The organism is Dactylosporangium sp. NPDC049742 (assembly GCF_040674675.1).
GTDB lineage: Bacteria > Actinomycetota > Actinomycetes > Mycobacteriales > Micromonosporaceae > Dactylosporangium > Dactylosporangium maewongense.
Genome location: NZ_JBFANF010000006.1, coordinates 201,645 through 227,018, shown reverse-complemented (window position 1 = coordinate 227,018; position 25,374 = coordinate 201,645). Strand labels below are relative to the sequence as shown.

Annotated in this window: 28 protein-coding genes; 6 read left to right on the top strand and 22 right to left on the bottom strand. The window is 73.1% G+C overall.

What is annotated here, in order from left to right; translation table 11 throughout:
- Nucleotides 1-119: 119 nt before the first annotated feature.
- The 9 genes from AB0J72_RS11255 to AB0J72_RS11215 form a co-directional block, all read right to left on the bottom strand.
- Complete coding sequence (locus AB0J72_RS11255) at nucleotides 120-692, bottom strand: hypothetical protein (RefSeq protein WP_363397525.1); 573 nt, start codon at nucleotides 690-692, stop codon at nucleotides 120-122.
- Nucleotides 689-2,026, bottom strand: a complete 1,338-nt coding sequence (locus AB0J72_RS11250; RefSeq protein ID WP_363397523.1) for a DUF58 domain-containing protein — start codon at nucleotides 2,024-2,026, stop codon at nucleotides 689-691. The genes AB0J72_RS11255 and AB0J72_RS11250 overlap by 4 nt, the downstream gene beginning before the upstream one ends.
- Nucleotides 2,019-3,008: a MoxR family ATPase gene (locus tag AB0J72_RS11245; RefSeq protein WP_360558023.1), complete on the bottom strand. Its 990-nt coding sequence runs from the start codon at nucleotides 3,006-3,008 to the stop codon at nucleotides 2,019-2,021. The genes AB0J72_RS11250 and AB0J72_RS11245 overlap by 8 nt, the downstream gene beginning before the upstream one ends.
- Nucleotides 3,005-3,673 (bottom strand): hypothetical protein, encoded by a 669-nt coding sequence (locus tag AB0J72_RS11240; protein WP_363397521.1) that lies wholly within the window; start codon nucleotides 3,671-3,673, stop codon nucleotides 3,005-3,007. Before AB0J72_RS11240 ends, AB0J72_RS11245 begins: the two co-directional genes overlap by 4 nt.
- A complete protein-coding gene (locus AB0J72_RS11235) occupies nucleotides 3,663-4,379 on the bottom strand; it encodes a DUF4129 domain-containing protein (RefSeq protein WP_354890864.1) in 717 nt (238 codons plus the stop codon). Before AB0J72_RS11235 ends, AB0J72_RS11240 begins: the two co-directional genes overlap by 11 nt.
- A gap of 19 nt (nucleotides 4,380-4,398) precedes the next feature.
- Nucleotides 4,399-5,109, bottom strand: a complete 711-nt coding sequence (locus AB0J72_RS11230; protein ID WP_363397518.1) for a uracil-DNA glycosylase — start codon at nucleotides 5,107-5,109, stop codon at nucleotides 4,399-4,401.
- 9 nt (nucleotides 5,110-5,118) lie between these two features.
- Entirely contained in the window at nucleotides 5,119-6,084 is a 966-nt protein-coding gene (locus AB0J72_RS11225; protein WP_363397516.1) for a hypothetical protein, read from the bottom strand.
- Nucleotides 6,081-6,404 (bottom strand): PadR family transcriptional regulator, encoded by a 324-nt coding sequence (locus AB0J72_RS11220; RefSeq protein ID WP_203845204.1) that lies wholly within the window; start codon nucleotides 6,402-6,404, stop codon nucleotides 6,081-6,083. Before AB0J72_RS11220 ends, AB0J72_RS11225 begins: the two co-directional genes overlap by 4 nt.
- 100 nt (nucleotides 6,405-6,504) lie before the next feature.
- A complete protein-coding gene (locus AB0J72_RS11215) occupies nucleotides 6,505-7,128 on the bottom strand; it encodes a hypothetical protein (protein WP_363397514.1) in 624 nt (207 codons plus the stop codon).
- A 128-nt stretch (nucleotides 7,129-7,256) separates the two neighbouring features.
- Here AB0J72_RS11215 and AB0J72_RS11210 point away from each other — a divergent pair, with 128 nt between their 5' ends.
- Nucleotides 7,257-7,679 carry a hypothetical protein gene (locus tag AB0J72_RS11210; RefSeq protein WP_344501734.1) on the top strand — a complete coding sequence of 141 codons (423 nt, stop codon included), beginning with the start codon at nucleotides 7,257-7,259 and terminating at the stop codon, nucleotides 7,677-7,679.
- Nucleotides 7,680-7,689: 10 nt separating this feature from the next.
- Here AB0J72_RS11210 and AB0J72_RS11205 read toward each other — a convergent pair whose 3' ends face one another.
- Entirely contained in the window at nucleotides 7,690-8,613 is a 924-nt protein-coding gene (locus tag AB0J72_RS11205; RefSeq protein WP_363397512.1) for a Ppx/GppA phosphatase family protein, read from the bottom strand.
- A 9-nt stretch (nucleotides 8,614-8,622) separates the two neighbouring features.
- Nucleotides 8,623-9,120, bottom strand: coding sequence for an amino-acid N-acetyltransferase (locus AB0J72_RS11200; protein WP_363397510.1), 498 nt, complete (start codon nucleotides 9,118-9,120; stop codon nucleotides 8,623-8,625).
- Nucleotides 9,121-9,153: 33 nt separating this feature from the next.
- On the opposite strand from AB0J72_RS11200, the gene AB0J72_RS11195 reads away from it, so the two are divergent.
- From AB0J72_RS11195 to AB0J72_RS11185, 3 genes are all read left to right on the top strand, one after another.
- Nucleotides 9,154-9,624: a cellulose binding domain-containing protein gene (locus AB0J72_RS11195; protein WP_363397508.1), complete on the top strand. Its 471-nt coding sequence runs from the start codon at nucleotides 9,154-9,156 to the stop codon at nucleotides 9,622-9,624.
- Nucleotides 9,625-9,667: 43 nt separating this feature from the next.
- The gene (locus AB0J72_RS11190; RefSeq protein WP_363397506.1) at nucleotides 9,668-10,411 is read left to right on the top strand and encodes a hypothetical protein; all 744 of its coding nucleotides are present in this window, start codon (nucleotides 9,668-9,670) and stop codon (nucleotides 10,409-10,411) included.
- Between the two features lie 67 nt (nucleotides 10,412-10,478).
- Nucleotides 10,479-11,420, top strand: coding sequence for a phosphotransferase (locus AB0J72_RS11185; RefSeq protein ID WP_363397504.1), 942 nt, complete (start codon nucleotides 10,479-10,481; stop codon nucleotides 11,418-11,420).
- A gap of 538 nt (nucleotides 11,421-11,958) precedes the next feature.
- Here the strand turns inward: AB0J72_RS11185 and AB0J72_RS11180 are convergent.
- From AB0J72_RS11180 to AB0J72_RS11160, 5 genes are all read right to left on the bottom strand, one after another.
- Entirely contained in the window at nucleotides 11,959-12,426 is a 468-nt protein-coding gene (locus AB0J72_RS11180) for a DUF501 domain-containing protein (protein WP_363397502.1), read from the bottom strand.
- 254 nt (nucleotides 12,427-12,680) lie between these two features.
- Entirely contained in the window at nucleotides 12,681-13,214 is a 534-nt protein-coding gene (locus AB0J72_RS11175) for a septum formation initiator family protein (RefSeq protein ID WP_363397500.1), read from the bottom strand.
- Between the two features lie 94 nt (nucleotides 13,215-13,308).
- Nucleotides 13,309-14,586: a phosphopyruvate hydratase gene (eno, locus tag AB0J72_RS11170; RefSeq protein WP_363397498.1), complete on the bottom strand. Its 1,278-nt coding sequence runs from the start codon at nucleotides 14,584-14,586 to the stop codon at nucleotides 13,309-13,311.
- An 86-nt stretch (nucleotides 14,587-14,672) separates the two neighbouring features.
- Complete coding sequence (locus tag AB0J72_RS11165; protein WP_363397496.1) at nucleotides 14,673-16,286, bottom strand: DUF885 domain-containing protein; 1,614 nt, start codon at nucleotides 16,284-16,286, stop codon at nucleotides 14,673-14,675.
- Between the two features lie 119 nt (nucleotides 16,287-16,405).
- Nucleotides 16,406-17,773, bottom strand: coding sequence for a PLP-dependent aminotransferase family protein (locus AB0J72_RS11160; RefSeq protein ID WP_363397494.1), 1,368 nt, complete (start codon nucleotides 17,771-17,773; stop codon nucleotides 16,406-16,408).
- 69 nt (nucleotides 17,774-17,842) lie between these two features.
- On the opposite strand from AB0J72_RS11160, the gene AB0J72_RS11155 reads away from it, so the two are divergent.
- Complete coding sequence (locus AB0J72_RS11155; protein ID WP_363397492.1) at nucleotides 17,843-18,832, top strand: DMT family transporter; 990 nt, start codon at nucleotides 17,843-17,845, stop codon at nucleotides 18,830-18,832.
- Nucleotides 18,718-19,503 (top strand): patatin-like phospholipase family protein, encoded by a 786-nt coding sequence (locus AB0J72_RS11150; protein WP_363397490.1) that lies wholly within the window; start codon nucleotides 18,718-18,720, stop codon nucleotides 19,501-19,503. Before AB0J72_RS11155 ends, AB0J72_RS11150 begins: the two co-directional genes overlap by 115 nt.
- Before the next feature lie 8 nt (nucleotides 19,504-19,511).
- Here AB0J72_RS11150 and AB0J72_RS11145 read toward each other — a convergent pair whose 3' ends face one another.
- The 6 genes from AB0J72_RS11145 to AB0J72_RS11120 are packed head-to-tail and all read right to left on the bottom strand — an operon-like array spanning nucleotide 19,512 to nucleotide 25,374.
- Nucleotides 19,512-20,459 (bottom strand): MazG family protein, encoded by a 948-nt coding sequence (locus AB0J72_RS11145; protein ID WP_363397488.1) that lies wholly within the window; start codon nucleotides 20,457-20,459, stop codon nucleotides 19,512-19,514.
- A 6-nt stretch (nucleotides 20,460-20,465) separates the two neighbouring features.
- Complete coding sequence (locus tag AB0J72_RS11140) at nucleotides 20,466-21,149, bottom strand: hypothetical protein (RefSeq protein WP_363397486.1); 684 nt, start codon at nucleotides 21,147-21,149, stop codon at nucleotides 20,466-20,468.
- A gap of 2 nt (nucleotides 21,150-21,151) precedes the next feature.
- Nucleotides 21,152-22,231, bottom strand: coding sequence for an endoglucanase (locus AB0J72_RS11135; protein WP_363397484.1), 1,080 nt, complete (start codon nucleotides 22,229-22,231; stop codon nucleotides 21,152-21,154).
- A gap of 22 nt (nucleotides 22,232-22,253) precedes the next feature.
- A complete protein-coding gene (locus AB0J72_RS11130; RefSeq protein WP_363397482.1) occupies nucleotides 22,254-23,000 on the bottom strand; it encodes an SAM-dependent methyltransferase in 747 nt (248 codons plus the stop codon).
- A complete protein-coding gene (locus tag AB0J72_RS11125; protein WP_363397480.1) occupies nucleotides 22,997-24,490 on the bottom strand; it encodes a lipopolysaccharide biosynthesis protein in 1,494 nt (497 codons plus the stop codon). Before AB0J72_RS11125 ends, AB0J72_RS11130 begins: the two co-directional genes overlap by 4 nt.
- A complete protein-coding gene (locus AB0J72_RS11120) occupies nucleotides 24,487-25,374 on the bottom strand; it encodes a sulfotransferase domain-containing protein (protein WP_363397478.1) in 888 nt (295 codons plus the stop codon). Before AB0J72_RS11120 ends, AB0J72_RS11125 begins: the two co-directional genes overlap by 4 nt.

The following is a 25,374-nucleotide window of genomic DNA, read 5'->3' as shown; positions in this document are numbered from 1 at the left end:
GCGCCGCTTGCCCTGCCGCGCGCCTCGGCGCGGGCAGTGCATCGCGGAGCGGCGCATTGGGGTGCGGGTGAGAATCCCCGCCGGGCCCCGCCGCGGCAGCGGTGGGGGGAATTACAGCATTACGGCGCTTTGCGGGTGATGAGCCAGGCCAGGGTGGCGGCGGCCAGGACGCCTACCAGGGAGGCGAGGAGGAAGACCGGGCCGATGACCGCCTTGACCACGGCCAGGAGCATGACGCTGACGATGGCTGAGGCGCTCACGATGGCGGTGGCGCGGAGGAGCCAGGCGACGATGATGCCCGGGGAGACGATGGCGTCGTAGGGCAGGGCGGCGGCCAGGGCGGACAGGGAGTGGGTGAGGTAGAGGAGGGTCGCCAGGGTGATCAGGCGCGGGATGGTGATCTTCTGGCCGTAGGTGTACGTGTTCAGGAGCCAGCCGAAGGCGCACAGCAGGATGGCCAGTCCGACCAGGCGGGTGCGGGGGAAGAGGGCGGGCAGCGCGGCCAGTACCGCGGCCATCAGCAGGGCGAGAGGGCGGAGGATCACCTCGGCCGGGAAGGCGGCCAGGGCCGCGACCAAGGTGAGCAGGAAGACCGCGAAGCGGACGAGGAGCGGACCGGCGGCGGCGCGCTCGAGCATGTCCTTGAGGCGGCCCAGGCGGGTGAGCAGGGCGTCCTGCAGCTCCTCGATCATTTGGTGACCGTCCGGGAGAGGGCGACGCGAGCGACGCCACGCAGGACCTCGTCGAGGCTGCCGGCGCCGCCCCAGGGGACGACGGGGACGCCGTGCTCGCGGAGCTGGCCGATGACGCTGTCGCGTTCGAGGAGCCAGAGGCGGTGGGCGACCGCGCCCCACGGGCCGGTGCCGCGCAGGGCGGTGGAGGGCTCGGTGAGGGTGTCGACGGCGACGACGAAGCGGCCGGCGCGGGCCAGGTTGGCGAGCATCGACGCGGAGCGGGGGTCCAGGAGCGGGGTGAGGACCATGACCAGCGCGTTGTGCTGCACCATGTGCGGGCCGAAGACCGAGGGTGGCGGTTCGTCGGCGACCTGTGCGGGGGTGATGTCGAGCAGCCACTCGAGGGTCGTCATGTAGTGCCTGCGGCCGCTGGCGGGGCGCAGCTGGCGGATCTGGCCGCCGTACTGCAGCAGCGCCACCCGGTCGCCGCGGCGCAGGTAGTGCTCGGCGATGCCCGCGGCGGCGCGGACGGTGGTGTCCAGGACGGACGCGCGGCCGTCGATGCCGCCGGAGCGGCCGGCCTCGTGCAGGGCGTCGAGCAGGACGACGACCTCGGCGTCGCGGTCGGAGAGGGTACTGACGACGTGCAGCTCCCGCGTGCGCAGGGAGACGCGCCAGTCGATGCGGCGCAGCCGGTCGCCGGAGCCGAAGCGGCGGACGCCGGCGAGCTCGCCGCCTTCGCCGGGGCGGCGGGAGCGGTGGCCGCCGACGTGGCCGGCGGCGCGGGGCATCGCCTCGGCGGCGTCGAAGTGCTCGATCGCGGGGTACGCCTTGATCGGCAGCGCGGGTGCCTGCACGGCGCGGCTGATGAGCAGGCCGTCGGCGGCGAAGCCGTGCGCGTCGACGGGGCCGAGCGGGTGGCGGCCCCAGCGCAGCACCCGACCGTGCAGGTCGACGGAGGCGATCGTGCCGGGGTCGACGCCGACGGCGTACGGGCGGTCGCTGTGCTCCAGGCGGATCCAGCGGGGCACGGCGATGCGGACGACGACGAGGTCGAAGCCGCCCGGGTTGGGGTTGCCGACGCCCACGCTCACGTCGAGGTCGGCGCCCTCGACGACGAACGGCTCGGCGGCGGTGACTTCGAGGGTCGGCGCGCGGCCGGGCCGGCGCAGCAGCGACAGGGCGGTGCCGAGGGCGAACGGCGTGGCGAGCAGGACCAGGTCGAAGCGGCCGATGAGGACGGCGACGAAGACGAGCACGCCGGCGACGAAGACCGCCCGGCCGAGCGCGCGGGTCGGTTCGAAGGCCCGCGCATGGGACCGCACGCCCGGCGAGGGGCGCCGCTCAGCCACGCCTTCCGCCGTACGTGGGCAGCGCGCCGCTGGCGGGTGCCGGGGTCTGCGCGAGCACCTCGCCCACGACGGCCCGGGGGTCGATGCGCTTGAGCCACATCTCCGGCAGGAGCGTGATGCGGTGGGCGAGGGCGGGCACGGCGACGGCCTTGACGTCCTCGGGGATGACGTAGTCACGGCCGCTGAGCGCGGCGGCGGCCCGGGCGAGCAGCAGCAGCGCGAGCGAGCCGCGGGGCGAGGCCCCGACGAGGACCTGCGGGTGGGAGCGGGTCGCCGCGGCGAGGGCGACGATGTACCGCCCGATCGAGTCCTCGACGCTGACGTCCTCCAGCGCGCCCTGCATGGCGAGGAGGGTCTCGGAGTCGACGACCGGCTCGAGGATCGCGTCCTCCTGCCGGCGGGACATCCTGCGGCGCAGGACCTCCCACTCCTCGTCGGCCTCCGGGTATCCGAACGACACCCGCAGCAGGAACCGGTCCAGCTGCGCCTCGGGGAGCGGGTAGGTGCCCTCGTACTCGATCGGGTTGGCGGTGGCGAGGACGTGGAACGGCGGGTCCAGCCGGTACGTGGCGCCCTCGACCGACACCTGCCGCTCCTGCATCGCCTCCAGCAGCGCCGACTGCGTCTTCGGCGGGGTGCGGTTGATCTCGTCGGCGAGCAGCAGGTTCGTGAAGACCGGGCCGGCGCGGAAGGTGAACTCGTGCGAGCGCTGGTCGTAGAGGAACGAGCCGGTGACGTCGGCGGGCAGCAGGTCGGGGGTGAACTGCAGCCGGCGGAAGCTGATGCCGAGCGCCTGCGCGAACGAGCGCGCGGTCAGCGTCTTCGCGAGGCCCGGCAGGTCCTCCAGCAGCACGTGGCCACCGGCGAGGATCCCGGCCAGCACCAGCTCCAGGGAGTCGCGCTTGCCGACGACCACCGTGCCGACCTGGTCGAGGACCACCTTGGCGATCCGGCCAACCTCGGCCGGTGCGAGCGTCTTCATAGCCCCTCCACCTTCGCGACGATCGATGCTACGTCCCCTGGGCTCGGCACGCGCGACGGCGGCTGGTGCAGCAGCGTCCACAGCTCCTCCCCCAGCAGTGCTCTTGCCTGTCTCGGCGACCCCGCCAGGGTGATCCCGTGCTTCTGCCGCAGCCTGGTGTCGACCAGGTCGGCGATGCGGGGCACGACGAGCGCGGCGAAGCGTTTCGCGTCGCGCTCGCCCCAGACGAGGCGGTCCTCCCACCGGCCGACGGCGAGGCGCAGGCCGTCGAGGACCGGGACGCCGTCCAGGACCTCGCCGGTGCGCCGCGTCCTGGCCAGGGCCTTCTTCTTGGCCAGGGTCGGCGGGCGGACCGGGGTGAGGCCGCGGCCGGTGACGGTGACCGGCAGCTCGTCGGCGTGGACCTGCCGCAGCGCCTCCTGGATGATGCCGACCGCCAGGATGCCGAGGAAGACGAGTGGGTACGACACGGTCAGGCCCACCACGTACAGCAGCCCCCAGCCGACGGTGGTGAGCGCGAACGCGATGAACAGCCGCCGGATCCACCAGCGGGTGTCGTAGGGCCGGGACGGGCGGCGCACCGGCCGCGGGTCGGCGGCGACGGCGGTGCGGCCGGCGTCGAAGAGCTCTTCGAGGCTGACCATCTCGTCGGGGTTACGCGCCACGGGCGGCACCTCCCTGCAGCGACAGCTCCGAGCGCAGCTGCCGCAGCGCCTCGATCGCGCCCTGGCGGGACCGCTCGTCGACGGGGCGGGTCGCGTAGCGCGCCTCGCGGTAGACGAAGGCGAGCCCTTCGAGGGTCGACCGGCTGACCTGGTGGCCGGCGAGGAGCCGGGTGACCAGGTCGGTGGGGCTGTCGCCGGTCTCGCGGGGGGTGCCGGCGGCCGCGGCGGCCCGCTCCAGGCGGACCCAGCAGGCGATGACCGCGCGGCGCGGGTCGGTGTCGGTGTCGGAGAGCTCGACGATGCCGGCGTCGACCGCGGCGATCACCTCGGCGCCGCCGTCGGTCATCGGGGTCGGCTGCTTCGGCTCGACGAAGAGCCGGGCCTTGCGCTTCGGTCCGGCGTTGCGCAGCAGCGACCAGGCGAGCCAGCCGACGAGCACCGCGACGACGAGCAGGCACAGGATGCCGGCGGTGTACGTCACCCAGTCGGGGAGCGTGAACGGGGCTTCTTCCGGCGCGGCCGAGGCCAGCGGCCCGCCCGAGGTCATGACGTCCGGCGTCGGGGACACCGCGGGTGGTGTCGCGAGCAGCTCCGGCACGGGCACCTTGCTGATCTCGGGCGACGAGGTGGACGCGGCCGCGGCGGCGATGCCGAGCACGGCGACGACGGCGAGCACCGGCAACCAGCGGTTGAAGGTGCGGTCCATGACATCCCGTCGGTCAGCGTCATCCGATCCCGGCGAGTGCCTTCGCACGGGTGAAAACCTCGTCCAGCATTCCTGGCGTGAGCCTGCCGGTAAAGGTGTTCTGCTGGCTCACGTGGTAACAACCGAGCAACGCGGGGGCGCCGTCGGCCTGCCACAGGGCGCCGTGGCCGAACGGTACCTTCCGTGCCGGTGCTACACCGTAGACCGCGCGCAGCGCGGGCCAGAAGGCGGCCCAGGCGAATCCGCCGAGCGCGACCACGACCCGCAGCGTCGGGCGGATGAGGGCGAGCTCGCGGTGCAGGTACGGCGCGCAGGTGTCGCGCTCCGCGGGGGTCGGTTTGTTGTCCGGCGGGGCGCACCGCACCGCGGCGAAGATCCTGGTGCGCTCCAGTGACAGGCCGTCGTCGCTGCTGACGCTGGTGGGCTGGTTGGCGAGGCCGGCCCGGTGCATGGCGGCGAACAGCACGTCACCGGACCGGTCGCCGGTGAAGATGCGACCGGTCCGGTTCCCCCCGTGTGCGGCGGGTGCCAGGCCGAGGATGGCGAGCGTGGCGTCGTGGGCGCCGAAGCCGGGGACGGGACGGCCCCAGTACTCCTGGTCCCGGAACGCGGCCCGTTTCGTCGCCGCGACCTGCTCCCGCCATTCGACCAGCCGGGGGCACAGCCGGCAGTCGCAGATCTCCGCGTCGAGGAGGTCGAGGTCGTCGGGGTTGTCAAGGTCGTCGGGCACGCCTCAAAGCTAGCGGGACGGGCTCGGGCTGAGCGACGCCGGCGCCGGCGGGGACGCGGACGCGGACGCGGACGCCGACCCGGACGCGGCAGGAGATGCGGAGGAAGGGGCGGAAGGCGACGGTGACGAGGACGGCGACGGCGTCTCGGACTCGCCGGGGCGGGGCGTGCCGAGGCACAGCGGGTAGCTCACCGGCCTGGACTCGTCGCCGGTGGTGCAGCGCCAGTAGTCGCCGACCTGGATCGGCTGGCCGTTCTGGTCGTACAGGGTGATGTGCTGCAGCGAGCGGCCCTGCTCGTCGACCGGGAAGACGTTGGTCACGCCGTCGAAGCGGCCGCCGCTGGTCGGGTAGTAGTCCGGGCTGCTGCCATACCCCCGCAGCAGGCTCGGCGCGTTCGCGATCACGAACAGCACGCCGACGACGGCGACGGCGGTCCCGGCGAACCGGATCCAGCGGGGCGCCCGGGGCACGCCCGTCGCGCCGACGCGGATCGACACGACGATGGCGACCGCCAGCAGCAGCCAGCCGATCGGGTCGTCGAAGCGGTCGGCGGGCACCACGTCCATGGCGAAGATCAGCACCACGATCCCCACCGCGCGGGCGATCCACCAGGCCGGGCGCAGCAGCCGCAGGAACTCCGTCGCCCGCGGGTAGCCGATGACCCGGCCGGCGCGCCGGTCGAGCTCCGGCAGGGCCGCGACGAGCCGCTCGTAGTAGACGACGACCGGGGCCCGGCGGGCGTCCGCTCCCACCGCGGCGGCGTCGAGGCCGGCGGCGGCGCGCAGCTCGGCGGCGTAGGTGGCCGGCGGGCCGAGCCGGTCGACGAGCGGGCCGCCCTGCTCCTCGATGACCTCGGCGAAGTGCGCCGGCAGGTCCTCGAGCAGCTCGTCGCGGGTCTCCGCGGGCAGGTCGGCGAGGGCCGCGGCCACCCGCTCGTAGTAGTAGTCGATCTCGATCGTGGCTGCCTCGGTCACGACGTCTCCCCGATCAACTGGTCCATGGTCGTGGCGAAGCCCCGCCACACCTTGCCCGAGGCGCCGAGCTGGGTCCGGCCGGCGGCGTTCAGCGCGTAGTACTTGCGGTGCGGCCCCGACTCGCTGGGGACCACGTAGGTGGTGAGCATCCCGGCCTGGAAGAGCCGGCGCAGGGTGCCATACACGGAGGCGTCGCCGACCTCGTCGAGCCCGGCCGACCGCAGGCGGCGCAGGATGTCGTAGCCATACCCGTCCTCGTCCCGCAGGACGGCGAGCACGGCCAGGTCGAGGACCCCTTTGAGCAGCTGGGTGGTGTCCACGTGAAGCAGAGTAGTACGCAATGCGCAGTACTATCAAGTACACAAGCCGACGGGCGGCCCGCGTGTCGCGGACCGCCCGTCAGGACGTGCTTCGGGGGAACTACTTGGCGGGACCCAGGCAGAGCGCCTGCCCCTTGGCCGGGTCGGTGCCCTGCCAGAGCACGGACTCCGCGCCCTGGTCGATGTACGCGTCGCAGACGGTGGTCTTCGTCTTCAGCGCGTCGGCCCGGGCCACCTTGTCGACGATGCCGATGACCTTGTACTTCGCCTTGGCGTCGGTGCACTTGACGATGTTGAGGTCGACCTCTTTGGTGCTCGAGCCGGTGATCTCGTCACCCGCGAGGCAGTCGCCGACCTTGGCGTTGGTCGAGCTGTCCTTGGCGAAGTACCAGATCGCGCCGCCACACCCGACGCACAGCACGGCGAGGACCGCGACGATGATCAGGATGACCTTGCCGGCCTTGCCCCGGCGGGGCGGGGGCGGCGGGGCACCGAAGGGCGGGCCGGGCGGCGCGCCGAAGGGAGGCTGGTCGCCGTACTGCGGGGCGCCACCGTACTGCGGCTGCTCCCCGTACTGGGGGGCGCCGTACTGAGGCTGCTGCCCGTACTGCGGCTGTTGCCCGTACTGCGGCTGCTGGCCGTACTGTGGCGGCTGCTGCCCGTATGGATCACCGCCACCGGGGGGCGGCGGATAGCCGCCGGGCGGCGGGTACTGATCAGACATGTGCTTCCTTCCGGATATGCCGCAAATATCACCCTAACGTGCTCCTTGAGCCCGGGGGTGACGGCCCACGATAACCGCAGGTGCGAGATGCATACAGTCAGGTGCGCGCACGTATTACGGTGTGCGCCGTGACCGATCTGTTGAAACGCCTCGCCTCGGCGCCCGGTGTCTACCGCGGGCGCGGCGACGGGCTGGAGTCCGGGCCGTTCGTCGCCCGCATCAAGGTGACGTCGGTGGTGCGCGGCAACGCGATCACCCTCGACTACGAGGCGGTCAGCGACAGCAAGGGCCTGCAACACGTTGAGCACACCATCCTCACGGCGAGTGAGGCCGGGCGGCTCGAACTCCACGTCACATGCCTGGAACTTCCCGGTGTGACCCGGTTTGTGGAGCACGAGCCCGGGGTGTTCAACGCGTACGAGGGGCCCATGCCCGCGAAGATCATCATGACGATGCCGGCCGAGGGTGTCCTGACCTACGGCTGGTGGTGGTCCCGCGACGACGCCGACCCGCGCGAGCAGTCCCGCGCCGAGGTGCGCCGCACCGGCTGAGCCGGGCCGGTCACCTCTGACGCAAACACGACATCGCGACGCCGTCCAGGATGTCGGATTCGGAGGCGATGACGGCGTCCGCGCCGGAGCGCTCCAGGATGATCCGCAGGATCAGCGCGCCGGCACCGATCACGTCGGCGCGCCCCGGGTGCATGACCGCGTTGGCGAGCCGCTGCTCCGGCGTGGCGGCGAGCAGGTCCGCGGTCACCTTCGCCACGTCGGCGGTGGAGACCCGGGCCCGGTGGATGTGCTCCGGCACGTACTCGGTCAGCCCCAGCGCCAGGGCGGTGACGGTGGTCACCGACCCGGCCAGCCCCACGAACGTGCGGGCCCGGCCGGCGTCGACCGCCGCGAGGGCCCGGTCGACCGCGCCGGTGATGTCCTTCTCGGCCGCCGCGACCTGCGCCGCCGTCGGCGGGTGGTCGTGCAGGTGGCGCTCGGTGAGCCGGACGCAGCCGATGTCGACGCTGATCGCGGCGTCGACGCCGGCGGCGGAGCCCACCACGAACTCGGTCGAGCCGCCGCCGATGTCGAAGACCAGGAACGGCGGCTCGGCCCCCAGCCCCTGGACCGCGCCGGCGAACGTGAGGCGGGCCTCCTCGTCGCCGCTGACGACCTCCGGGGCGAAGCCGAGGGTGGCGGTGACCATGGCCCGGAAGTCGTCGGCGTTGGACGCGTCCCGGCTCGCGCTGGTGGCGACCATCCGGGCGTGATCCACCCCGGCCGCGGCGATCTCGGCCGCGTAGTGGACCAGGGCCACGCGGGTGCGCTCGATCGCCGCCTCCGCCAGGTGCCCCGTCCGGTCGACGCCCTCGCCCAGCCGCACGATGCGCATCTGCCGGGTGACGTCGACGAGCGACCCGTCGGGCTGGGCGTCGGCGATCAGCAGGCGGACGGAGTTCGTTCCACAGTCGATGGCCGCGACGCGAGTCATGCGATCAAGCTACAGATGCAGCAGCATCCGGTGGTTGCCGAGGGTGTTGGGCTTGACCCGCTCCAGGTCGAGGAACTCCGCGACGCCCTCGTCGTACGAACGCAGCAGCTCCTCGTAGACCTGATGGGTGACCGGCGTGCCGTCGATCGGCACGAAGCCGAACGAGCCGAAGAACCTGGTCTCGAACGTGAGCACGAACACCCGCCGGACGCCGATCTCGCGGGCCGCGGTGAGCAGCTCCGAAACGATCCTGTGCCCGATCTTGTGCCCGCGGATGGTCGGATCGACCGCGACGGTGCGCACCTCGGCCAGGTCCTCCCACATGACGTGCAGCGCGCCGCAGCCGACGATCACCCCGTCGCGCTCGGCGACCCAGAACTCCTGCACGGCCTCGTACAGTGCCACCATCGGCTTCGACAGCAGCCGCCGGTCCGCCACGTACATGGCGACCAGCCGCCGGATGCCCCGCACGTCTGCGGTCCGGGCCCGCCGGACGGTTACCTCCATGACGGTCAGGGTAGTGGCGCGCGGATGTGGCATATGACACGTGAGCGCGTGCTTGTCGTCACCGCCGCGGTGGCGACCGTGGCCGCGGGCACCATGACCGTTTTGTACCTGACGCAGGAACCCGCCTCGAAGGTGGTGACCGTGGAGCGGACCCAGCTCGTGTCGCCGAGCACCTCGGCCGGCAAGCCCGTGGCGAAGGGCGGCGTGAAGGCCGGCTACGCCGTGCGCAGCAAGTGGAAGGACGGCTTCAACGCCGAGGTGACGGTCACCAACATCGGCAGCCAGCCGCTGCAGGGCTGGGTCGTGCAGCTGCAGCTGCCGCCGCACGTGGACCCGACGTCCACCTGGGGCGCGGCGGCCGAGCACAAGGCCGACCGGCTGACGCTGCGCTCCCAGTCGTGGAACACGTACCTGGAGCCGGGCGGGTCGATCCGGATGGGGTTCGAGGCGAAGGGCGCCGCAGCCGACCCGGTCAGCTGCACCGTCAACGGGTCGCCCTGCTGACAGTTCGTTGAAAGACCCGGTGACCGGCCCCACATTGGGCGGCATGCATCGTGCCGGTACCCGAATCCTGACCGTCGTGCTCGCGACCGCGCTCGGCGCCGGCGCGCTCGGCTGCGGTCTCATCAACCAGGTCAAGCAGACCGTCGACAACGTCTCCGCGATCACCAATCTCGCCGACCGGATGGGCAAGTCCGGAAACCTGACCTTCACCGCCGAGTACAAGACCGACGACGGCACCCCGACGACCGTGGTGCAGCAGCCGCCGAAGGCCGCGTACATCGGCAAGGACGGCCGCTTCATCCTCACCGGGGACGCACTGCTGGTCTGCACCGGCAAGAGCGGCCAGAAGGTCGTCTGCCAGAAGAGCGCCGTGCAGACCGGCCAGCTGTCCTCCGCCGACCAGGCCGCCTACCTCTCCGCCGTCGCGGGCGGTGGCTTCATCAACACGGAGATGGCGCTCGGCCTGATGACGGCGGCGGCGCTGGTACCGGGTGTCAAGATCGCCGAGAACACCGCGACCATCGCCGGCCAGAAGAGCGACTGCCTCGACGTCACCGGCATCCCGCAGGACGCCAACGCGGGCCCGAACGACGTCACGGCCAAGGAGTTCCACGTCTGCGTCGCCGAGAGCGGCCTGCTCACCCGGTTCAAGGGTGTGGGCACCGACGACAAGGCCATCGGCGTCGAGCTCAGCAAGTACAGCGACAAGGTCGACGCGCAGGCGTTCGTCGCCCCGAAGGGCGCCCAGATCGTCGAGGGCACCGCTCCGCCGGTCGCTGGTAAGTAAACGTTCCTGTCCTACTCTGTAGTCGTCGGGCGGCGAAGGCGCCGGGGCTGCCGTAACGTGCAGAACCGTGCTGACGCCGCCCGCTGGTCTACCCGAAGACGCGCTCAAGGAGGCCCTTCTCCGCGAATGGGGCCTCTCCGTCGCGTCGCTGGGCTACCGGGCGGTCGGCTTCGGCAGCCACCACTGGGAGGTCGCCGACGACGGCGGCAACCGCTGGTTCGTCACCGTCGACCAGGACGCCGACGTCGCCCGCCTCACCGCGTCGCTGAGCGTCGCCGTCGACCTGCACGCCACCGGCCGCACCTTCGCCGTCGCCCCCGTGCCGACCCGCCGCGGCGAGCCGCTGTTCCTGCTGGGGGGCTTCGCCGTCACGCTGTTCCCGTTCGTCGACGGGCAGAGCTTCGACTGGAACGCCTTCCGCGGCCCCGAGCACCGCCAGGCCACCCTCGACATGATCATCCAGCTGCACACCGCGCCCCCGATCGTCCACCGCCACGCCCGCGTCGACGACTTCGCCGTCCCCGGCCGCGCCGAGATCGAGGCGGCGCTGAAGGCCCCCGGCCCCGACTGCGGCCCCTACGCCCGCATGGCCGCGGAGCTCCTCGCCGGCCACCGGGAGGCCCTCGCCGGCCTGCTCGCCCGCTACGACGAGCTGGTCCTGGACAGCCACGGCGAGCCGGTCCGCGCGGTCCTCACCCACGGCGAGCCGCACTCGGGCAACACCATGCTCACCCCGACCGGCTGGCGCCTCATCGACTGGGACACCGTCCTGATCTCCCCGCCCGAGCGCGACCTGTGGCTGATCGAGCCCGGCGACGGCTCGATCTTCTCGGCCTACGCGGCGGCCACCGGCGTCCTGCCCCGCCCCTCGACCATCATGCTGTACCAGCTGCGCTGGGCCCTGACCGACATCGCCGTCGAGGTGCGCCGCTTCCGCCGCCCCCACACCGGCACCACCGACGACCTCGAAGGCTGGGAGATCCTCCGCTCCGTCGTCACCCGCATCTAGGCAGGCAATCCCCCACTGCCGCGGCGGGTCCCAACGGAATTCTCACCCGACGCTGCGCTGCCACCCACCGCTGCCGCGCCGGGTCCCGGCGGGGACCCTCACCCGACCGCCGCGCTGCCGCCCCACCGTTGCCGCGGCGGGGGCCCTGCGGGGATGCGCTGCGCTGCCGCCCCAGCGCCGGCCCGGCGGGTCCTGACGGGGATGCTCACCCCGCACCCACATGCGCCGCTCCGTGGCGCACTGCCCGCGCCGAGGTGCGAGGCAGGGCAACTGTGCGCGCCGCATTCGGCCCTCACCGCTGCCGTGGCGGCACCCTTCGCGGAGACGTTGATCAATGCCCATGGTTGTGGCTTTTGTTCCATAGATGTTGCGCGATCCACCCCCAAAGTGATCTCTGAATTGCAGGTGGATCGCGTCCCGTCTATACAGAAAAGGGGCTTTTCAGGGCATTGATCAATGTCGGTTTGAGTGACGGACCGGTTCAGCGCGACGGGGCCGGAGCTGCACGCCGGGGTGTTGTGCGGTTGCCGGACTGTGGTCAGGCGGGTGGGGGGACGCAGGGGCCGGAGGCCCACCACTCGGCGGCGAGGGCGAGGGTCTCGTCGCCGAAGGGGTTGACGCCCGGGCCGACCGCGAGAGCGTGGCCCAGGTGGACGTGCAGGCACTTCACGCGGGTCGGCATGCCGCCGGCGGAGACGCCGGCGATCTCGTCGACGTGGCCGACCTGTTCGCGGCGGCGGAGGTAGTCCTCGTGGGCCGCTTCGTACGCCTTGCGCAGCTCGGGGTCCGCGGCGAGGCGGGCGCCCATCTCGCGCATCAGGCCGGACGACTCCAGGCGGCTGCACTCGTGCACGGCGCGCGGGCAGGTCAGGTAGAACAGGGTCGGGAACGGGGTGCCGTCGGGCAGCCTGGGGGTCGTCTCGACCACGTCGGGCAGGCCGCAGGGGCAGCGGTGGGCGACCGCGCGGGTGCCGCGCGGGGTGCGGCCGAGCTGGGCGGCCACCACCGCGAGATCCTCCTCGGTGGCCGGCTCGAACCCCGTCGCGGAAGCGGGAGCCGACTCAGCACCCGACCCGGCAGCCGACTCGGCATCCGACCCGGCAGCCGACCCGGCAGCCGGCTCAGCACCCGGCCCGGCAGCGGGAGCCGCCTCGGCGGGCACAGACGAAGGCGCCGCAGACGAAGGCGCCGCAGACGAAGGCGCCGCAGGCGAAGAGGCCGCCGACCCGGGGGCCGTCGGCTCGAATTCCGTTGTCATCCTCAGTCCGCCGCCTCGACGCTCGACCACAGTTTGCCGTACCAGGGCCGGGCGGACTTCTCCGTGCCGGGGATCGCGGCCGGGTCGGTCTGCTGGCCGCGCGCCGGGTCGATCACGACGATCGACTTCTCGCCCGGCAGCACCATGTTCAGCCGCTGGCGGGCCTGGCTGATCACATACTCGTTGTCGTTCCACTTCGCCGCCCGCTCCGCCATCTCGGCGATCTTGACGGTCTGCCGTTCCTGGCTCTGCTCCAGGGCGGAGATCTCCGCCTGCTGGGCCAGGTAGACCCGGACCGGGTAGGCGTAGGCGAGCAGGAGGACGCTCAGGAGGAGGCCGAGGACCACGGCGCGGCTGGTGAAGCGCCTGGGCTGCGGCGCCCGGGTGCGCATCGCGGCGCCGCCGGACGACACGGACCTGCGGGCCACGGTCGGCCTGGCCGGTGCCCGGCCCCCGCCGGCCCGCCCGGCAGCGCCCCGAGGGCCCGAGGCCCTGGTGGGCGTGCCGCGCCCGCCCGGCCTGGTGCGCTGCTGCATGCCCTCCCCCTAGGTTCGCCGCCGGGGGCTGTGCCACAACCCCCGGAGAAGCGTCCGCGGCTCCCCAGGAGAGAGCCGCGGACGTGAAACCGGACTAACGGTACCGCGGGAACGCGCCCCGACCGGCGTAGCGCGCCGCGTCGTCGAGCTCGTCCTCGATGCGCAGGAGCTGGTTGTACTTGGCGACCCGCTCGGACCGGGCCGGGGCGCCGGTCTTGATCTGGCCGCTGCCGACCGCGACCGCGAGGTCGGCGATCGTGGTGTCCTCGGTCTCGCCGGAGCGGTGGCTCATCATCGTGCGGAAGCCGGCGCGGTGCGCCAGGTCGACGGCGTCGAGCGTCTCGGTGAGCGAGCCGATCTGGTTGACCTTGACGAGCACCGCGTTGGCGGTGTCGGTGGCGATGCCGCGGGCGATGCGCTGCGGGTTGGTGACGAAGAGGTCGTCGCCGACGATCTGGATGCGGCTGCCGAGCGCGTCGGTCATCGCCTTCCAGCCGTCCCAGTCCTCCTCCGACAGCGGGTCCTCGATGGACACGATCGGGTAGGCGTCGACGAGCTGGGTGTAGTACGCGATCATCTCGTCGGAGGACTTGCCGCCACCCTCGAAGGTGTACGCACCCTCCTTGTAGAACTCGGTGGCGGCCACGTCGAGGGCGAGGACGATGTCGCTGCCGAGCGAGAAGCCGGCCTTCTCGACGGCCTCGGCGATCAGGTCGAGCGCGGCGGCGTTGGTCGGCAGGTTGGGCGCGAAGCCACCCTCGTCGCCGAGGCCGGTCGACAGGCCCTTCTTCTTCAGGACCGACTTGAGCGAGTGGTAGACCTCGGCGCCGGTGCGCAGCGCCTCGCGGAAGGTCGGCGCGCCGATCGGGGCGATCATGAACTCCTGGACGTCGACGTTGGAGTCGGCGTGGGAGCCACCGTTGAGGATGTTGAGCATCGGCACCGGCAGCAGGTGCGCGTTGGGCCCGCCGAGGTACTTGAACAGGCTGAGACCGGCCGAGTCGGCGGCGGCCTTGGCGACCGCGAGGGACACGCCCAGGATCGCGTTGGCGCCGAGGTTGGACTTCTCCGGCGTGCCGTCGAGGTCGAGCATGGCCTGGTCGACGAGGCGCTGCTCGGTGGCGTCGAAGCCGCGGACGGCCTCGGCGATGCGCTCGTTCACGTTCTCGACGGCCTTCTCGACGCCCTTGCCGAGGTAACGCTTCGAGTCGCCGTCGCGCAGCTCGTTGGCCTCGAAGGCGCCGGTCGAGGCACCGGACGGGACAGCCGCGCGGGCCAGGGTGCCGTCGTCGAGGACGACCTCGACCTCAACGGTCGGGTTGCCCCGCGAGTCGAGGATCTCCCGCGCGCCGATTGCTTCAATCGTGGCCACTGTCACTCCTTGCAGACAAAGATTGGTCGGCCGCCACGGTGCGGCACCCTGAGCCTATCGGTTGCACCGATCTTGCCGACCTGGACCTAGATGTTGAGCAGCGTTCGCAGGTGACGGGGCGGGGGTGAGCCGTGCGCGAGCATCTGGTCGTGCCAGTCGCGCAGCGTGACGTTCACCGGTCGTTCATCGGCGATCTCGCGGACCTCGGTGTAGCCCACGAAGTACGTCGACAGCTGCGTCGAGGACAGCAGCGCCCGGCGCCACTTCCCGGCCGCCTCGCCCTCCTCCTGGAAGCCGGGGCCCATCATGAGCGCCATCGCCTCCTGCTCGGTCATCCCGTCGCAGTGGATCCGCTGGTCGATGATGGCGTTGATGCTCATCCGCAGCTGCATCTTGAGCTGCTGGAGCCGCACCGGCAGGCCACCGAACCCGCGCTCGGCCAGCAGCTGCTCCGCGTACACCGCCCAACCCTCGACGAACGGTCCGCTCCAGCCGATCACCCTGGCCCGCGTGCGGCCCCGGAAGCGCCGGGCGTGCGCGAGCTGGAGGAAGTGGCCGGGGGTCGCCTCGTGGACCGTGAGGTCGCGCAGCATGTGGCTGTTGTACTCGCGGTAGAACGACGCGACCCGCTCCGCGCTCCAGTCCGACGGGGTGGGTGAGATGCAGTAGAACGTCGGCAGCTCGGCGGACTCCAGCAGGCCGGGCGGATCGCAGTACGCGACGGCGAACCCCCGGGCGAACTCCGGCATCTCCATGATGACCAGCGGGTCGTCGATGAGGGTGACGAGGTCGTGCTCCCGGACGAACGCGGTGGCCTCCGCGAGGGCGACCTTCGCCAGGTCCACGATCGTGTCGTTGTCGGGCACGTCGGCGGCGGCCTGCGCGAACGCGGCGCGGACCGTCTCGTCGGACTCCGGGCCGCCGGTCAGCTCGGCGGCCGCGGCCCGCAGCTGCGCGGTCACCTCCGCGAGGTTGTCCTCGGCGCGCCGCAGGACCGTCGCGGCGCCGAGCTCGGTGTCCAGGGTGTGCCACAGCCGGGCCTCCCACAGCCGCCGGCCGAGCCGCGGGTCCCGGTCGGCGGTGTCGATCCGCTCGCGCAGCCAGGCGGCGAACCCGTCGAGCTCGGCCGCGGCCCGCTCCTGCAGCGGGCGCACGACGTCGGCCAGCCCGGGCGCCTCCTTCAACAGGTCGCCGAGCTCGTCCCGGACCAGCCGCGCGGTGCCCTGGAACTGCCCAGCCGCGGTCTCCACGTGGACCCGCGGCATGTCGGTGAGCGTGTCCCGGGCGGTCGCGAGCGCGTCGGGGATCGCCGACAGCCGCGCCGCGATCGAGACCAGCCGCTCCTCCGCCGGTGCGAACGGCCGGGCGATCAGCGCGTTCAGCAGCGTCGCCGGGTTGTGGGCGAGGGGGTTCCACTCGTGCTCGCGGATCTCGGTCCGCTCGAACAGCATCCGCTCGACCCGCGCCAGGAGCACCGCGTGGTCGACCTGCTCCTGCGGGTCCAGCAGGTCGAGGTCGACCTGGGTCAGCGCGGCGGAGGCGTCGCGGAGCATGTCGACGTCGCCGGCGACCGCCTCCGCGGACAGGTCCGGCAGCCGGTCGTCGAAACGGTGGTCGCCGGCCGACGCCGCGAGCCGGGGGTCGGACTCCAGCAGCGCGTCGGCGATGTGCTCGGCCAGTGGCACGAAGTCATGCGGCATGGCTTCGAACCTAGCCGAGAAACCAAAACGAGGAACCCGGCCGAGAACCAAACAAGGAACCCGGCCGAGAACCAACAAGGAACCTGGCCGAGAACCAACAAGGAACCTGGCCGAGGAACCTAGACGAGACCGGCGAGGGTCCGGACCGCTCTGGCGAGCTCGTGCGGGGTGTGCGCGGCGTACCCGAGGACGAGCCCCGGCGGTCCCTTGCGGACCCGCAGCGACGACAGGGCGAGCGGCCCGAGCCCGCTCGCGAGCGCGCGCTGCGCCACGGCCCGGTCGTCGGTGCCCGGCGGCAGCTCCACGACCAGGTGCAGCCCGGCGGCGATCCCGCCGATGCGGGCCCGCGGCAGGTGCCGGCGCAGCGCGGCGACCACCGCGTCGCGGCGCTCCCGGTGCAGCCGACGGGCCCGGCGCAGGTGCCGGTCGTAGCCGCCGGCGGCAAGGAACTCGGCGAACGCGAGCTGCTGCAGCGCCGGCCCGCCGTTGTCGGCGTCCGCCTTCGCCGCGCGCAGCGTCTGGTGGAGCCCCGGCGGCGGCGCCAGCCAGCCCAGCCGCAGCCCCGGCGCGAGGACCTTGCTCACCGAGCCGACGAGCGCGACCCGGTCCGGCGCGAGCCCCTGCAGGCAGGCGACGGGCTCGCGGTCGTAGCGGTGCTCGGCGTCGTAGTCGTCCTCGACGATCAGCCCGCCGACCCGCCGGGCCCAGGCGATCAGGTCGGTGCGCCGCTGCGGGGCGAGCACCACGCCGGTCGGGAACTGGTGCGCGGGGGTGACGACGACCGCCGTACACCTGCTGCGCGCGAGCGCCCGCACGTCGAGGCCGTCGTCGTCGACCGGCACCGGCACCACGTCGAGCCCGAGCCGCTGCAGGTGCTCCCGCAGCGCCGATGGACCCGGATCCTCCAGCGCGATCCGCCGCACATCCTGCGCCAGGAGCGCCTTCGCCAGCAGGGCCAGGCCCTGGGTGACGCCGGCGGTGACGATCAGCCCTTCCGGCGGCACCAGCGCGGCCCTGACCCGCCCGAGGTAGCCCGACAGCTCCTGACGCAGCCGGGGCGCGCCGGTCGCGTCGCCGTAGTCGAAGTCGGCGTCCAGGGCGTTGGTCAGGGCCGTCTCGTACGCCCGCCGCCACGCCGTGCGCGGGAACATCCCCAGGTCGGGCACGCCCGGGCGCAGTGGCGCGACCGCGACGGGCCGGTCCGGCGGGTCGCTGCGCCGGCGCTGCACCGGTGCGGAGACGGCGGCGACGACCGTCCCGGACCCCCGCCGCGTCAGCAGCCGCCCCTCGGCCGTGAGCTGCTCGTACGCCCCGACGACAAGGCCTCGCGAGACACCGAGGTCGGCGGCGAGGTCCCTGGTCGACGGCAGCCGCGTCCCGGGCGCCAGCCGCCCCCCGGTGATCGCCTCGCGGAGCGCACCGACGAGCTGGTCGCCGACCCGCGGCCGAGTGCGGTCAAGCTCGACCAACGCCTCCCAGACCGACAAAGTGGACCTCCAAACGCGGTGCTCGGTGGCACTGTAGCGTGGACCACTGGCGATCGTAAGTTCGCTGTCATGAACCGGCTGCACACCTTTTACTGCGTGCTGACCTGCGCGATCCTGGGCTCCTCGTTCACCGTCAGCCGGTCGCTGGCCGACTTCCCGGTCCTGACCGGCCAGGCGCTGCGGTACACCCTCGCCGCGGCCGCGCTCGCCCTCCTCACCAGCTGGCTGCGGCCCACGGGCCGCGAGCTGCTGCGCCTGGCGGGCGTCGCGGCGACCGGGCTGGTCGGTTTCAACGTGCTGCTCATGTACGCCCTGCGCCACGCCGACCCCGCGGCCATCGGCACGATCGTCGGCGCCAGCCCGCTGCTGCTCGCCCTGCTCGGCCCCCTGCAGGAGCGCCGCCGCCCCGCCCCGCGCCTGCTCCTCGCCGCCGCGGTCGTGGTCCTCGGCGCGGTCCTCGTGCAGGGCGGCGGCCGCATCGACGGGCCGGGCCTCGCCGCCGCGATCGGCGTCCTCGTCTGCGAGGCGGCGTTCTCGCTGCTGGCCGCGCCGCTGCTGCCCCGGCTGGGGCCGGTGCGGGTGTCGGCGTGGAGCACCGCGCTCGCCGTCCCGCTCCTGCTCGTCGCCCTCCCCTTCACCGGCGAGGTGCCGCGCCTGCCGTCCGCCGGCGAGACCGCCGCCCTGGCCTTCCTGGGTCTGGTGCTGACCGTGGTCGCGTTCGTCTGCTGGTACAGCGGCGTCGCCCACCTCGGCATCGAACGCGCCGGCGTGTTCGTCGGCCTGGTCCCGGTCTTCGCCCTGCTCACGGTCGCCGTGGTGGACCGGGTCACGCCCGACCCGCACCAGCTGCTCGGCGTCGCGGCCGTCTCCGCCGGCCTGGTCCTCGGCCTGCGCGGCGGTCCGCGATCCCCGGACACCGGCGCCGGCCGTGATAACCAGGATGCATGGAACGCACCGCACTCGTCCTCGGCGCCGGCGGCATCACCGGCGTCGCCTGGCAGCTCGGTCTCCTCATCGGCCTCGCCCGGCAAGGCCTCGACCTCACCCGCGCGGACCTGATCGTCGGCACCTCCGCCGGCGCGATCACCGGCGCCCTCGTCGCCGCCGGCCACGACCCGGCCGCGGCGGCCGCGATGGAGGCCCCGCTCGGCCCCGGCGACCCGCGCATCCGCGCCGACTGGACCCGCGGCGCCGTCGCGTTCCAGCTGCTGCAGGACCCGTCGCTGCCGCCCGTGGAGCTGCGCCGCCGGATCGGCGCGATCGCCCTCGAAGCCGAGGTCGGGCCGCCCGAGCCGTGGCTGGCGTCCTTCGCCCGCCGCCTGCCGATCGACCGCTTCCCCGACCGCCTGCTCATCACCGCCGTCGACACCGCCACCGGCGAGCCGGGCTTCTGGACCGCGGCGTCGGGCGTCCCGCTGGTGCCGGCCGTCGCCGCGAGCTGCGCGGTGCCGTGCCTGTTCCCGCCGATGCCCGTCAACGGCGGCAGGTACATGGACGGCGGCGTCCGCTCCCGCACCAACGCCGACCTGGCCGCCGGCTACGACCGCGTCGTCGTCCTCGCCCCGCGCATCCCGATGCTCCAGCGCGACACCCCTGCCACGGGCACGCTGATCGAGCCGGACCCCGACTCCCAGTCCGCCATCGGCGGCAACGTCTTCGACCCGTCCCGCTGGCCCGCCGTCGTCGAGGCCGCCACCCACCAGGGCGCCACCCACCCCCTCCCCTGGTAGGAGCGGCCTTATTCGGCGCGGCGGACGGCGTCCATGTAGGACAGGGCGGCGGCGCGCAGGGCGGCCTCGGCGTCCCGGCCGGTCCGGTCGGCCTCGACCACCAGGGCGAAGAGGGCGGCGCCGAGGGGGTCGGCGGGGGTGAAGTCGACGGTGAGGCCGGCGCGGGCGACGCGGTGCAGGAGCTTCGCGGTCAGGGCGAGCGCGGGCTGGGAGAGGGCGACCCCGTCGACGGCGGAGGCGCGGGACTTCTCGGCCTGCTTGATCTGCTCCCAGTTGGCGATGATGTCGTCGATGCCGCCGACCTGGGTGTCGGCGAAGACGTGGGGGTTGCGGCGGATGAGCTTGGCGACGAGGTCGCCGGCGACGTCGTCGAGGGTGAATCTGTCGTCGGTGTCCGCCGCCTCCTCGGCGAGGCGGGCGTGCAGCACGACCTGGAGCAGGACGTCGCCGAGCTCCTCGCGGACCGCTTCGAGGTCGGCGTCGCGGATGGCGTCGTACAGCTCGTACGCCTCCTCGAGCAGGAACGGCGCCAGGCTCTCGTGCGTCTGCGCGCGCTTCCACGCGTCGCCGGTCTGGGGGTGCATGAGCCGGTCCATGACGGTGACGGCGTCCAGGACGCGGGCGCCGGGCGGGTCCCAGGAGCCGTAGAGCAGTTCCAGGGCGGCGAGGCCGGGCTCGCGGGCCAGCCGCAGGCCCAGCGAGCGGGCGAGCTCCTCGTCGCCGTCGGGGGCGGCGAGCCAGACGATGGTGCCGTGCTCGGCGAGGGCGTCGAGCAGGACCTCGACGGCTGGGTCCACGACGGTCACGGTGGCGCCGGCGGCCCGCAGCGCGTCGACCTGCGGGGAGGCGGATCCGGTGTACACCGGATGGGCGCGGACCACGTCCCACGCCTCGGCGGTGAGCACGCCGGCCGGGAGGCGGGGCGAGGTCACCAGCAGGATCACGCTGCCCGGCACAGTTCCTCAGACCTCCTCGGCGAGACCTCCGTCGAAGGTCAGATGGACCAGGATACTGGCCCGGGCGACGCCGCCCCGGCCGATGTCGACGGTGATCGGCAGCCCGTACGTGAGGCCCTGGTACCGCGGGTTGACGGTGATGCCCGAGCCGGCGACGGCGTCGTCCAGCTGCCGGCGCAGCGCGATCATCCGGCCGATCGCGTCGCGGGTCAGCAGGTACTGGACCTGCTCGAACGCGTAGAAGTCGGAGACCGGGCGCCCGCTGGCGAAGAACAGCGCGTCGAAGGCGGCCCGCTGCTGCGCGAGGTCCGGCTCGACGGGCGTGACGGCGGCGGCGAGGGTGACCAGGACGTCCTGGGCCTCGGTGACGAGCGGCACGATCGGCGCGTCCGGGGCGACGCCGTAGTACTGCGCGACCAGGCCGGGGTCGGTGTCGTGCCGCAGCGCGAGGCCGCGCGAGGCGGCGAGCCGGCCGCCGACGTCCCGGATGATCATGGAGCCGAGGACGTATCCGGTGACGTTGCCGCGCTGGGCGGGAGCGTAGGTCAGGTCGTCGGCGACGGCGGTGACCTGGTCGATGGTGACGGCGCCGCCGCCCAGGTAGGCGGCCACCCCCGGGTCCGACCGGCAGCCGGCGAGGGCCGCGCACGCGAGGGCCGCGACCAGCGCGAACACACGGAACCGGGGCATCGTCACTTCTTCCTCGTCTTGCCGGCGACGGCGGTGGTCATCGGCGTGTAGTGCGGGTCCTGGGCGAGGGACTGGCGGAAGGCGCCGAGGACCGTGGGGTCGTCCGACACCTGGAACTGCCGCGTGGGGCCCTTGTTGTCCGTCGGGTCGGACTCGAAGTACATCACGGCCCGGATCTGCGGGTTGGCCTTGAACGTCGCGGACGCGTCACGCAGCCACGCGGCGCGCTGCTCGGTGCCCCACGCGCGGGCCACCCCGAACTCGCCGATCATCACCGGCTTCGTCGGGTGGGCCGCGCAGAACTCCAGGAACTGCCGCATCAGCTCGCCGATCGTGCCGTACCTGGAGCCGGCGTAGACGTCGACGCAGTTCCAGTCCACGGCGTCGTCGCCGGGGTAGAACTCGGCCGCGTAGCCGCCCTGGAAGCCCTCCACGGTCGGGCACCAGACCCAGGACGCGTTGGTGGCGCCCTCCGCGGTGAAGATGGCGCGCACGTGCCGCCAGGCGGCGATGTAGTCCTCCCCCGACCACATCTGGGCCCGCAGGTTGGGGCGGTCCATCTCCCACCGGAAGCGCATCAGCACCGGCTTGCCGAAGGCCTTGAGCTCGCGGGCCCGCTCGCGGATCAGCCCGTCGTAGCGACCCAGGGTGATGAGCCTGGTGTCGCCGCTCGCCCACGACAGCATGAGGGTCGTGCCCCGGGCGGCGAACTGCTCGTCGGAGGCGTTGAAGAAGTTCTCGTCGAAGCGGCGGTACGTGTTGACGATCGCCATCTTGCGGCCGACGGTCTTCTCCCACGCCGTCATCGCCGACAGCCGGCCCGACTCGGTGAGGTGCTCCGGCCGGACCCACGCGCCGAGGTACGAGCCGTGCTTCGGCGGCGCGATGGGCCCGGCCGCGAACGGGCCGGTCGAGGTGGCGATGGCCGGCGGTGCCCCGGGTCCGCCCGGGGGCGCCTGGGCGCCGGTCGGCGACGGCCGTGGGGCCGGGGTGTCCTTCGTGGACATCACGCTGAGGGTCACCGCCGTCGCGCCCGCCACGACGGCGACCACGACGGCGGCGACGAGCCCGATCCGCTTCACTGCGAAAGGTCCTCCGCTAGAGCTACTTGGGTATCCGCCGTGCCACGTAGAGCACGTCGGTGGCCACCCCCGAGAGGCGGCGGCTGCGCGCGGCGATGTCGTCGGTGCGGCGGGCGACCGGGCGCAGCCATTCGCGCCGGTACGCCCCGGCCGGGCACAGCGCGAAGCCGCGCCGCTCGACGACCTCGAAGCCGTGCCGGGCGAGGAGCTGCTCCACCTCGGCGTGGTGCAGCTCCGCGAACCAGCTGTTGGTGCGGTTGGAGCGGTACCGCAGGTGCCGCAGCGACGAGCGGTTGCCGTGGTTCTCCACGACGAGCAGGCCCGACTCCGCCTCCGGCAGGATCTTCGCGGCGAAGGCGATCGCCCGGTCCCGGACCTCCTTGGGCGCGTTGAGCAGCAGCCGGAACACGGTCACCAGCGCCGGGCCGTCGACCGTGGCCGGCTCCGGGACGGGCCCGTCGCCGGCGACCTGGTGCAGCTTCGCGTAGACGCCCGCCTCCTGGGCCTTGGCGAGCATCTGGGCGGACACGTCGTAGCCGTGCGCCGCCCGTACGACACCGTGCAGCAGCTTGATCGCCCGGCCGGTGCCGCACGCGAAATCGTGCTGGACGGGCCGGCGGGCGGTGAACTCCCGGCGGACCAGGCGGCGCAGGAACGCGCGCTGCCGGCCGCTCACCGCCGTCGAGTAGGTCTCCGGCGCGTAGACCACCCGCTCGTACTTGTCGACCGCCGCATCCGACTGGAAGACCTCCGCGTAATCGGTTCTCATCGCTCCCCCTGCATCAGAACGTGCCTCAAACGCACGGCCGCGTAGCAGTACACGGCCGCACCCGCCCCCGTGGCGGCGAACTTCACCATCAGCCCGTGGACCGGCAGCACGGCCAGCTGCGGCACGGCGAAACACGATGTGGCCAGCCCGCAGGCGAGCAGCGTGGCCCGCCCGAACGGGTGCAGGCCGAGGCCCCGCACGACCTGCACGAGCGGGACCAGGTTGTTGACGAGCACCGCGGCGCACAGGCCGACGGCGGCGCCGAACGCGCCGAGCCGGGGGATCAGCAGCGCGTCGACGCCGAGCATGGTGACCAGGGCGAGGCCGACGTTGGCGAGGTTCCACCACGTGCGGCCGGCCATGGCGAGGACGACGTCGACCATCCCGCACGCGGTCGCGACCATCATCGTGGCGGCGAGGAGCCGCACGATGCGCGCGCCGCCCTCGTAGTGCTCGCCGAAGAGGTCGAGGTACAGGTGGGCGTAGGTGAACATCAGCAGGTACAACGGCCAGCAGGCGAGCACCACCCAGGCGGTCGCCTGACGGTAGAGCAGGTTCGCGCCGGCCTTGTCCCGCACGGCGAGGCGCTCGGCGAGGCGCGGCTGGACGGACTGGGTGACCCCCTGGTTGACGAACTGCCCGAGGATGACGAAGCGGCCGGCGACGGCGTACATGGCGGCGGGTGCCAGGCCGGCGAGCGCCGCGACGAGCAGCACGTCGACGCGCTGCAGCGCCATCTGCGCGAAGCTGGCGACGGCGCGGGGCGCGGTGAACGCCCAGAACCGCCGCGGGGTGAAGTCGGAGCGCTCCGCCGCGTCCGCCGCAGGGCCCGTGATCCTGGCGCGGAGCCGGGTCAGGGCCACGCCGGCGAACAGCGCGGCCGGCAGGTAGGGCAGCGCCCACAGCGCGGCGAACACGTCCGGGCCCCAGCCGGCGGCCCACACCAGCGCCAGGAGGACCAGCTGCGCGCCGGGCCGCATGACCCGGTCGAGCAGCACGGTCGGGCGCATCGAGCGCAGCCCGCGGGTCGCCGCGAGCAGCGCGTCGCTGACCGTGGCGAGCGGCAGGAACACGGCGAGCGTGCGGACCAGGTCGGGCCGCCCCGGCAGCAGGTCCGCGGCGAACCACAGGCCGCCGGCGATGACCAGCGCCGCCACGACGACCGGGACCAGCGCCGCGCGCAGGCACTCCCGCAGCCGCGACAGGTCGCCGACCGCGCGCATCCGCGCCGGCCAGTACACCAGCGACGTCTGCACGCCGAGCTTGGCGACCGTGACGCCGAGGCCGAAGACGGCGGTCGCGGCGAAGAACGCGCCCGCGCCGCGCGGGTCGAGGGCACGGGCGGCGAGCCACGTGACGCCGAGCCCGGCGACGCCGGTGCAGACGGTGCCGGCGAGGTTGGCAAGGCCACCCCGGGCGGCGCCGCGCAGCATGCGGCCGGGCGACTCCAGCCCGGCTCCGGTGGTGGACTTGTCGAGGGTCGCCGTCACGCCGGACTGTCCGCTGTGGACAGCCAGGAGGGACGGTGGCCGAGCCAGGCGGCGAGCCGCTCGTCGTAGGGCGCGTAGTGCGCGGCGAGCTCCTGGGCGATCGAGTCGTCGAGGCGGTTGCGGGGGCGGGCGTTGTGCCGCTCGAACGCCGGGTACTGGCCGACCCGCGGCAGGCCGAGGAAGTCCAGGACGGCGTCGTACACGGGCTCCGGGCGCAGGAAGAACTCGGTGCTGTCCACGACGTGCACCCGGTCGCGGCCGAGCAGCGCGGCCATCGGCTCGATGTACTCGATGTATTCGCCGCGGGCCCGGTACGCGTGGTGCTGGTGCGCGAAGCTGTAGGCGGACGGGTCGCCGGCGAGCAGCTCCCGCTGCCCGGCGAGCCGGGACGGCTCCAGCGCGAGCGCCTTGCCGAAGTCGACCTCGGTCTCGAAGCCGCGGGCGACCTCGTGCGCGTGCTGGGAGTAGGCGCGCTCGACCGGGTCGCGGACCAGCACGACGAGCTTCACGCCGGGCAGGTCCTTGGCGATCCGGGCCAGGGCGTGCGGGTGGTACATGTAGTACGGGCTCGACTCGAACGTCTGCGCCGGCACGCCGTGCTCGTCGCGGATCCGCTCGGACCGCCGCTGCAGCGGGAAGTGCCCGCGGTACCAGCGCAGCCCGTGGTGGTAGCCGACGTCGAAGTAGTGCACGCCCTTGTGCAGCACGGCCTTGATGACGGCCGGGTGCGTGGCGAGCGCGCGGTAGAGCGACGTGGTGCCGCAGCGCTGCCCGCCGCAGATCAGGAACTGCGGCAGCATCCGCCGGTTGGCGGTGAGCTGCCCGTAGTTGCGGGATCCGAAGTGGATGATCCGCTTCATCGTGTCGGGAACCTGCACGGGCAT